8 protein-coding genes are annotated in these 9,294 nt (G+C 44.5%); 5 read left to right on the top strand and 3 right to left on the bottom strand.

All coding sequences use genetic code 11. The annotated features are described in order from the left end of the window. The first annotated feature begins 1,008 nt into the window (after positions 1–1,008). From ACS5PV_RS32445 to ACS5PV_RS32435, 3 genes are all read left to right on the top strand, one after another. Entirely contained in the window at positions 1,009–1,665 is a 657-nt protein-coding gene (locus ACS5PV_RS32445; protein WP_455399432.1) for a hypothetical protein, read from the top strand. A 1,281-nt stretch (positions 1,666–2,946) separates the two neighbouring features. Further along, positions 2,947–3,876, top strand: coding sequence for a hypothetical protein (locus tag ACS5PV_RS32440; RefSeq protein ID WP_455399431.1), 930 nt, complete (start codon positions 2,947–2,949; stop codon positions 3,874–3,876). A gap of 1 nt (position 3,877) precedes the next feature. Further along, complete coding sequence (locus tag ACS5PV_RS32435) at positions 3,878–4,510, top strand: pentapeptide repeat-containing protein (protein ID WP_455399430.1); 633 nt, start codon at positions 3,878–3,880, stop codon at positions 4,508–4,510. A 289-nt stretch (positions 4,511–4,799) separates the two neighbouring features. Here the strand turns inward: ACS5PV_RS32435 and ACS5PV_RS32430 are convergent, their stop codons facing one another. Together ACS5PV_RS32430 and ACS5PV_RS32425 are read right to left on the bottom strand one after the other, a co-directional pair. Further along, positions 4,800–5,423 (bottom strand): nucleotide-binding protein, encoded by a 624-nt coding sequence (locus ACS5PV_RS32430; protein ID WP_455399429.1) that lies wholly within the window; start codon positions 5,421–5,423, stop codon positions 4,800–4,802. 88 nt (positions 5,424–5,511) lie between these two features. Further along, positions 5,512–5,934, bottom strand: a complete 423-nt coding sequence (locus ACS5PV_RS32425; RefSeq protein WP_455399428.1) for a hypothetical protein — start codon at positions 5,932–5,934, stop codon at positions 5,512–5,514. A gap of 218 nt (positions 5,935–6,152) precedes the next feature. On the opposite strand from ACS5PV_RS32425, the gene ACS5PV_RS32420 reads away from it, so the two are divergent. Together ACS5PV_RS32420 and ACS5PV_RS32415 are read left to right on the top strand one after the other, a co-directional pair. Beyond that, entirely contained in the window at positions 6,153–7,070 is a 918-nt protein-coding gene (locus tag ACS5PV_RS32420; protein ID WP_455399427.1) for a pentapeptide repeat-containing protein, read from the top strand. A 145-nt stretch (positions 7,071–7,215) separates the two neighbouring features. Continuing rightward, positions 7,216–7,908, top strand: a complete 693-nt coding sequence (locus tag ACS5PV_RS32415) for a recombinase family protein (RefSeq protein WP_455399426.1) — start codon at positions 7,216–7,218, stop codon at positions 7,906–7,908. A gap of 234 nt (positions 7,909–8,142) precedes the next feature. On the opposite strand, the gene ACS5PV_RS32410 is transcribed toward ACS5PV_RS32415, so the two are convergent. Continuing rightward, positions 8,143–9,150, bottom strand: a complete 1,008-nt coding sequence (locus ACS5PV_RS32410) for a DUF3883 domain-containing protein (RefSeq protein WP_455399425.1) — start codon at positions 9,148–9,150, stop codon at positions 8,143–8,145. Positions 9,151–9,294: the final 144 nt, after the last annotated feature.

Raw genomic sequence — 9,294 nt, 5'->3', positions numbered from 1 at the left:
GATAAAGTCAGATGGAATGATACCGTTTGCTGGGACGGATGAAAGTCATATCCGTGACCGTTTCACCGCCTTCCCCTTGCACGTTCAAGCTGATCGGCTCCGACCGTGGGCTGCAACCCCGGAACCCGGTTTCATTATTATTATTGGAGTAGGACTGAATCATTCATATGGACACTTGTTGAAATGCATTGACATTTCTTACGTAATGGTATATGGTCGTTACCAGTGCTTATACATAATAAATTGATTATTTAACGTTGTCAGCATTAGTATTTCTGTATCAGTCTATTGTATTTGTCCTATATAATATTGTCAGACATGTCTGACATTATATAGGAGAATTGATGAATAACAGAAATACGAAACTAGGGCGTAGAATAACATTCAGACTTACATCGAATGAGATGAATTCATTTGAGTATTATTCTGCATTATTCAAACTTACAAAATCAGAGCTGATTAGAAGAATTCTGATTAATTACATTGAAAAAGGAAACTAATAACTATGTCGAATATATGTGAATATCTACATGAAGAAATTGAAGACGTTATTCTTTCTATGGTCGAATATCTTATGGGCGAGCATCCATATGATTATGGTATCAGAAATAATAGTAGGGCGATTGAATTCTTTGGTAATCTTGCGTCTAGAATTGATTATAGAATGCATGAAGGTAATTTTCTAACATCAAATGCAAGATTACAGACATTAAATGACCTTAACAGATGTGTGGAACTTTTATCGTGTGATCGAGGGGAACTAACTTCTGATTTGAAGATCAGGGTCGAAAACCTTATAAAACACATCACGTCTCAGAAGCAGGATTAATATTATTAATGTCGCCGGGATCGTCCAAGGAAGGGGGGGTAACTCCCCTTCCACCCTATACTAGAGTCGTTCGTAGAGTAGAAGCCGCACTCACACAATATGGTTATCATAATCAGTGGTTGGATATCGATAAATGTCAGACTGGCCGCTACTGTCAATCTATTTATTGCATAAAGTGCATGAAATATCAGAAAAAGTTCTTATCAGATAGAGTATTGAAGTTGTTTTCTGAGAAATACAACGATAATGATACTGCTGCTTTCAACGATCTTAGACACCTTACTGTCTTATGTGAGATAGTGGATCTTGATCAGGCCGAGGTTCATCGCGTCATTAAAGGTAATCACAAAACCTTTAAATCGATGCGTCGGACCTTTCCAGGACTCATTATTGAAGGCAGGCACGAAATAGAAATTATCAATATAGATGATTTATATAATAATAAATGTCCTCGAAAGATAGAATCAATAGAATTTTTAACAGGCGGAATGAGTCGTGAGATGAACGGTGACCGTGTTCTTGTCCATTTTCATGTTCTAATCGCATTGAATAATCATAATCATAATGAGGTTCTTTCACGTCTAATCGAAAAATATGGAATGTCGTATTGTGTTCACATGACTAAGTTACATACAAATAGATCAATGACTGAAAACCTAATTAATATTGCTTCTTATCCTATAAAAAATAGCTATAGATATCATCTAGGTTTTGGATATGGAGATGATAAAGTTGGATCTTATATTAATAATAAATCTCTTTGCTTTAGAATTATGTGTGATAGGTCTCTTGTTAAATCAATGAAAATAAGAACGAATAAGTGGAATGATATATGATTTTATCTTACACTACTCCCTCCTGTAGACCTAAAATATAATCCTATTTGTCGTGAGATGTCAATCACTTAGGACAGTTATGCCGACCTAAGTGCGTTCTCTTTAGGAGAATTCTGATAATATCCGCGTTAGAATCCCCCAGCCCGCTTAAACCGTGCGATAGCCTCCTCAAGTGAGGAGCCCATCCTTTCAGGTATGATTACTACTTCGCCCATAACCACTGAGTCTTCGAATGAGTTTTTGTTTTTGGGTGAGTTAGTGGCAGGTGTGAAGGCACGAGCTGGGGGTCTGGACAACGATCGAGCGGACGGTTGGGGGGGAAGCCTCCTAGGCGGGTTCTCGCCGGTTGAACCCGTCCAATGGGTCTTCCGATCCTGGTGCCTCAGTCGGTTATTCGCGGCCTTGAAGGCATCCCGGTAGCCGTCACCGAAGACACGGAGAGTGGCCTTACGGCGTAACCCGTCGTCAGTCAGACGATAACCCGACCCTTTCGGGGCCACGGCACGCTCTAGGAAACCGATCCGTTCCAGGGTCTCTATGGCACCTCTTACCCGTGCTTCGGTCAGGTCCAGGTCCTTGTGGTTTGAGAGGGCACGACGATCGATCGGAAACGCATCCTCTAGCCGTGCATCGGATGACCAGTAGCGGGCGAGGAAAACCGCTAAGGCGAACGACGCCTCAGCATTCCGGAAGGGTGCCAGAGCCGCTGTCAGACGGTCCTGTAGGGCCTTCGGCAGACGGTAGGGACCGGTATCAGCGTCAGGACGAAACGACCGTCTACGGTGGCGAAGGATCGGTCTGTGTGACCGTCTGAGTGGGAGCTTCGGCGACGACGATAGGAACGGCACGCGCGTAACAGCGTGCTCCCTGTGTGTATGGGGCATGACTCATCCTTCGGGCTTGAGGACCCGGCCGAAGGGGCAGCCGCATACAAGGCAAAGCTCCGCTGTCGTCGGAAACGGTCATTTCCGGCTTGACGAGGCAGTGGGTTTTCGAGGAAAATCATTCCGCCAAGAATTGACTTCCCCGGCCCTGCCGGCATGCGACCCGTCCCTTACCGGACGGGTTTCGTGTTTCTAGCTCTCCTCGCGACTCTCCGGCATTCCGGACAGCACCATACACATCACGTCGCGAGCGGGGCCGTGTCAACGCCTTGTTAATGGGCTGCTCACACGTGCCAATCGAAAACGAAATTCACACGCAACTTTTGCCGCCTAATATCGTTAATATGTCTAAACCAAACCTCCCTACAAAATAATATGATTTATAGGATTTAATATAATGAAGTATCAGTCACCAGACTCAAATAATCCTGCCAATCCATTAAATAAAGTTGCCTCGCTTACTGTAGATAAAGAACAATCAATTCAGAATAATAAGTCATGTGTCAAAATCAAGGTAAATCTTAATTTTAAGTTTAGTTCTGATTTAAAAGGTTTGGCAATGACTACTGATGGGGAGAAGATTAGTGTCTGTTTTAGTTTAGGTATTGAAAAGGCAACATTCAGTATAGATTTTCATGCAGAAAATCATACGACATCAGAAAGATTGGTAGATATAACACAAATATATCATCAAAAACCACTTGGTGTCTCTGAAAAAATTGATGAGTCGGAAAAGACCGCAAATAAATCGAGTGGATCTAGAGATTTCAAAATCGGTACTGGATTTGACGTAACGACAGAAAAGCAAGATTTTAAATTATCAGCAAATGCTTCTGCATCGCACGGTAAAGAAAGACAGACAACTTATGATATTAACCAATCTAAATCATATGAAAATATGAATATATCTGTTACAAATGGCGGAAACAATGTTCATTGGGAATTTATACCAAAATCTAACTTGATTTCGTCAATACCTCGCGCACTCCGTGGTGAAGTTTTTCAAATAAACGATGACGGAAATCTCGTAGATGCTTGTATTGTTTATTTAAGAAATAATCTTAAAATAAGTCAGTTGAGTGTTACTGGATCTGTTTATACAAGAATGCAGGATTTATTATTGGATGAAATCAAATTTGTAGATTATCTTGGTGAAGAAGTTGATGTATTAAGAGTTCAAGACACCAGCCCATCTCGTATAAGAATGAAAATATTCAAAACCGATCTTGATAAAAGATTAACGAAACAGATTATTAGAAAGCATTTAGTTTCACAGGGTATGAAAGTTGAAGGAACATCAATCGAAATATGTCGGGCGGAGGTATAAAATGGCATCTGTTGAATATAACTGGGCGCAAGCCATTTTTGATTTGTATCAAGAACAATCTAATGATTTGAATAGACTTGTTGCTGTGGCTGGTTTAGACCCAAAATCAGGAGATTTATCAGATGTAGATTTTAGTAATGTCGATCTTTCCGAACAAAATTTATCGGGTTGGGATCTTAGTAAGGCAAATTTTAGAGATGCGAAAATATATAAAACTAATCTACGAGGGGCAAAATTTAATCCATCTAATTTAATAGAGGCACAAAACTGGAGTGATGCATTAATAGAAGATAAAATACTTGCGGCAATGAAATGGGAATATGCTTGTAATCTGGATCTTGCATATCTCCAAAGTCCTCTTTCAGTTGTAACTGTCTTAAATGAAAATAATATATTCAACTTAAAAGGTGTTGTAGAATTTGAACCTCAAAATATACTCGAAATTTTGACTAACTTAAACAATAAAGATATTATAGATTTTTTTTCAATTGTTACTAATTTGATGAAAGAAAATAAAGTTATTATTGATAGATGGAGTAAAGTTAGTATAGGCAGCGGAGATGTAGCCACAATTCGTGTAGAAGATTTGTTAAAGCAGTATAATAGACAAAAAATAAAGAAAAGGAAATTTTAGACTACTTATTTTTCAGATACTCATACAGGGCGCTCCGGCAAAGATCCTCGAGTGTTCTATCTTGCTGAACTGCTAGCAATTTAAGGGATTTATGTAAGCTAGGTTCTACAGGAACTAGTAATTTTTTCATATCCGCTCGTGCCATCACACTCGGAGGCTTTGCAGGTTTCGCGACAGGGACCTCGGGAATTGGCGTCGTGTCCTGCGCAAGCGACTTCATCGACTCAGACAGGCTGGGGCGCTTAGATGCCATCGTTTTTACCCAACGAGTAATGCTAGCTTGCTAGTATCATAGTTTTATTATTTTCATAGCCCACTCGAACAGGCGGCCCGTCTCCTCGGCTGCCTTCCCCTCAGGTTCATATTCCTGGGCCGTCTGTCCGACTGTCAGGGCGTGTGCGTAGGCCGACCGCTGGTGGATGACGATCGGAGCGACCTCCAGCCCGTGTCCCTGGACAGCTGCTATCGCATCCTCGGTCAAACGTGGTGCCCTGGGAGGGACCTGAGTGAGAACCACGAATGCCGGCTTGCGGGTCAGACGGACGATCCGAGCGGTAGCCTCGATTGCCTTGATGTCGAGGATACCAGGGCGGCAGGGGATCAGGATCAGGTCGGCTGCCTCGGCAACGGCAACGGCCGCATCAGCGGAGTGTGGTGCTGTATCTATGATGACTAGGGCTGCACCACTCCGTTCGGCAAGGGCGAGGGCCTGCTTGAGTCGGGTAGAAGGGATTGGGGTAACCGACGGCGCTTCCTGGTTCCGGATATCACTCCAGCTAGCGGCACTCGCTTGAGGGTCGATATCAAGGAGGGCGACGGCACGTCCCTCCCGCTCCGAGGCCACAGCGAGATGGAGCGAGAGGGTGGTTTTCCCCGTGCCCCCCTTCTGGGAAAGAATTGCTACTTTCTTCATTTTCCTATCTTGCTAGCAAGTTAGTAATTTACTATATATTATGCAATATGAATGTCAATAAGTTCCTAGATAAATTCGGTTACTATTGCTAGTTACAATCCGCCAACTCTTCAACATCGCCTTTTCCAATTTTCATTGTAAACTTATCAGATCCGACCTGTCTAGCAGTATAATCGAAGGTATTGGCTTCACACCTAGAAGATTTATTATCATATTTATTAGATACTGTGAAATATCCTTTGTATTCACCTGACATAAATCCGTTATCTACGAGAAAATCTACGCCAGGAATTGATCTCACAAATGGAACAGTTATTGTTTTTATCTTTAGATTGTTAGTATATTGGGTCGATTTCAGTATGTCGTTCATAGCATTGACATGAATTTTATATGTCTCTTCTTGTCTAGTCCACATAAATAAAATCAATAATATGGGTGCGAGCACAAGAGATACTATCTTTTTTGCCTTATTCCACCAAACATCAAATCCGTTTGCCAATCTAGTTATCACAATGTATCTCCTTTGTTTTGATAGATATCAGTAGATACTATCTTGTGCATTGGATTTATAAACTCCACTGCACGTAAATCAATCCTACTGGCATGTTGTCTCGACTATCTACTAGCATCGATATGGATCATTGTGCGAACCCCGTGACCACTGGTATCATACCCTTAATAATGCGATAGACGAGGTGCCTCAATCCTCAGAGCCTCGCAATCCACCACATGTCCGATCTACGCAAATTCGCTGATCGCCTTGAGGCTCCCAACTGGACTGTGGGAGGAGCCGTAGTCGCGATCATCCTGCTACTAGTCTCAACTGTATATGCTTTCAGTGCTGGCAAGAATGCGGCTGAAAGCGTTCAAATGATCTACCAATCTGCTTTAGTAATCGCTGGCCTCATAGGGTTGCCATTAGCCATCTGGAGAAGCTGGACGGCCCACAAACAGGCACTCACGAGTCAGAAGCAGCTTGAAGGTTTCCAGAAGCAAATTGCCCTTTTAGAAGCTGGAGCAGAGGCAGACCGCCTGCAAAAGAGTACGGAACTATTAGAGTCAGATAAATTAGCAGTACGAATTGCTGGAATATCAATCCTCAGAAATATTGCCATAAATACAAAACATACATACAGGTCTGAAGCATTTCAAATTCTAAAATCATACGCAAAACATACGTCAGTATCTGATCGACAAAACTACGAAAGCAGTTCTGAAAGAAAAAAGCTAGATATGATATACAAAACTCCTGATGATATTGCAAAGGCATTTGAGGCTATTCTAAAAGTACATGACAACTACAAAGAAGGTCTAGGCTCAATCGACGTATATGGGATACAGCTAGATAACATTTCATTTGGACAATACAATACTTCTCTAGTAAAATTTGTTAATTGCTATATTTACTATAGTGTAGTGAAGGATCATTCCGGTGCAACATTCGAAGACTGTCTATTTTCTAATTGCGTAATCGAGTTTGATACATGGAGGCACACCAGTTTTGATAATTGTGAATTTGAAGATTGTAGGATTGAAGGAACGCTTGATGTATCTACAGTGTCTACGTGCGTTTTTAAAAATTGTGATACTACCAAATTGAAAAATAATCCTCAATTACCGAACAAGGTATCGGCTGTTGTCACATAAATTATCTGTAATATTATTATAATAAAATTTATTTCTAGATTGTTGGTGTTAGTTGGAATTATAGAGAATAACTCGGCATACACCAAGGCGTTACATTTTCAAGAACCAACGTCTATGATAACATAACACACGTGCGGGGTATGGGGTGGAACACGTGGGTGAGGGTGCATTCGTCGCCTATTACCGGGTGAGCACGGATCGTCAGGGTCGATCTGGGCTTGGCGTCCAGGCGCAACAGGAGACCGTCCGATCCTTCCTCAATGGAGGGGATTGGGATCTCATTGCCGAGTTCACAGAGGTTGAGAGTGGTCGCGCATCTGACCGACCCGAGCTGACCAGGGCTCTTGCTCGATGCCGCACGACCGGTGCCACCCTGGTCGTCGCTAACGTGTCCAGGCTCACCCGGTCGGTCGCATTCCTGTCTCGCTTGTTGGAAGCAGGCGTCGAAGTCCGGTTCTGCGATCTACCCCGTATCGAGGGGCACACCGGTCGTTTCTTACTTCAGCAGATGGCAGCTGTCGCGGAGCTGGAAGCGGGGCTTATCGGGGATAGGACACGCAAGGCACTCGCTGCTGCCAAAGCACGCGGAGTGAAGCTCGGGAACCCGTCGAACCTCCGTAACCGGGACCTTGGCAGTAAGAGGGGGTCTGCGACACGGGTAAAGGTAGCGGACGATCGCGCGAAAGACCTCCGTCCGATCATCGAGGAAATCAGGGCCTCGGGTGCCACATCCCTACGCCAGATCGCGACTGCCCTCACGGACCGACGCGTCACGACCCCTCGCGGTCAAACGTGTTGGTCGGCTGCACAAGTGAAAAGGGTTCTGGATCGAACCTAAGCTCCAACCCTGACCAGACACATGCCAGGTTGCGCGCGGATATTAGTTTCAGTGTGCCGACCACGCTCGTCACCCTCGGTAGCCCTCAGAACGGTCAAGCTGCAACGGTCTAAACTCAACCAGCTTGACGGCATGGAACGCTGCCATGAATGAATGACTACTCGGGGTAGGTAGCGGTTCCTCACCCTTCACACTGAAGCAGACCTTCCAACTTCTTGTATGGATTTTAGGTATTTATTTCGTAGCGTACGAGAGCCTTGCCGCGATGATCTGCTCGATCTTAAGCTGCCGGCCATCGGCTGTTGCCCACACGAGATCGCCACCCTTGCTAGCCTCCGCATTGTGCCTGAAAACGTGGCTGCGAGCTTCTGGCATCAGTGCCTCTGTGACTACGTAGATGACATACTGCGCCCGGTGTTCCAGGCTCCTCATTTTTGCGAACTCGTTAGGTGTCAGTTCTACCACAAGATCCCGGCCGCTTAACCCCTTCACCTCGACCTTCAACACTGCACCGGTAGGAGCAGTAACGTTCAAATCCCATCCAATACCATCCTTCTCGACAGAGTCGACGACTTGGGAGCCACCTGCTCTTGATCGATAATAGGCAGTGGCATGCCGAACCGCAGCAAGCTCTATCCGCTTTCGCAATTCTGGATCAGTTTGGTGCTTGCCCCCCTTCGATCCGGCTTTCGGCTTCTCGGCGAACACACCATCCGCAGTGATATAGGCAGCTACCGATGCGCGGAACTCGTCTTTTCCACCATACCACACCGGACTCTGTCCCAGATTGCCTTCCTCCTTCGCAGTAGGGATTCTGAACAAGCGTTGGTCAATTGGCAGCAGAGTCGCCTTATCCGATGGAGCCTCAATCTGATAGCTGACATTGAAATCCTTGCTGCGCTTCAATTTGATATGATTGTTGTCTTTGAAAATAGAAGCATTTTCATACCAGCCGACAATATAAGTCTTCTTATCACTAGGATTTCTAGCAATCCAGACGACTGTGACCGGGGCTACGAACTCATCGGATGATGAGCCGCCCAGTCTCTTGAGGTTGATGCGAGCGGAACGAGGCACGTATCCATAGACTTTGCCATCAATAAAAGAGAAATTAAAAACCTCGTGCCCTATGTTGCCTTCTTTGAGATATCCGTGACCACCTATGGGCGTATCGCTCGCGGATGGGCCAGCGTAGTCTTTCATCCATCCTATATTGACAAATATCATCGGGTCTGCGTTCATAATATGCTCCGTTTACTGCTAGATAAAGTCAGATGGAATGATACCGTTTGCTGGGACGGATGAAAGTCATATCCGTGACCGTTTCACCGCCTTCCCCTTGCACGTTCAAGCTGATCGGCTCCGACCGTGGGCTGCAACCCCGGA

The sequence above is a fragment of the Methylobacterium sp. Gmos1 genome, assembly GCF_053764715.1.
This window is presented reverse-complemented; position numbering and strand designations above follow the sequence as displayed.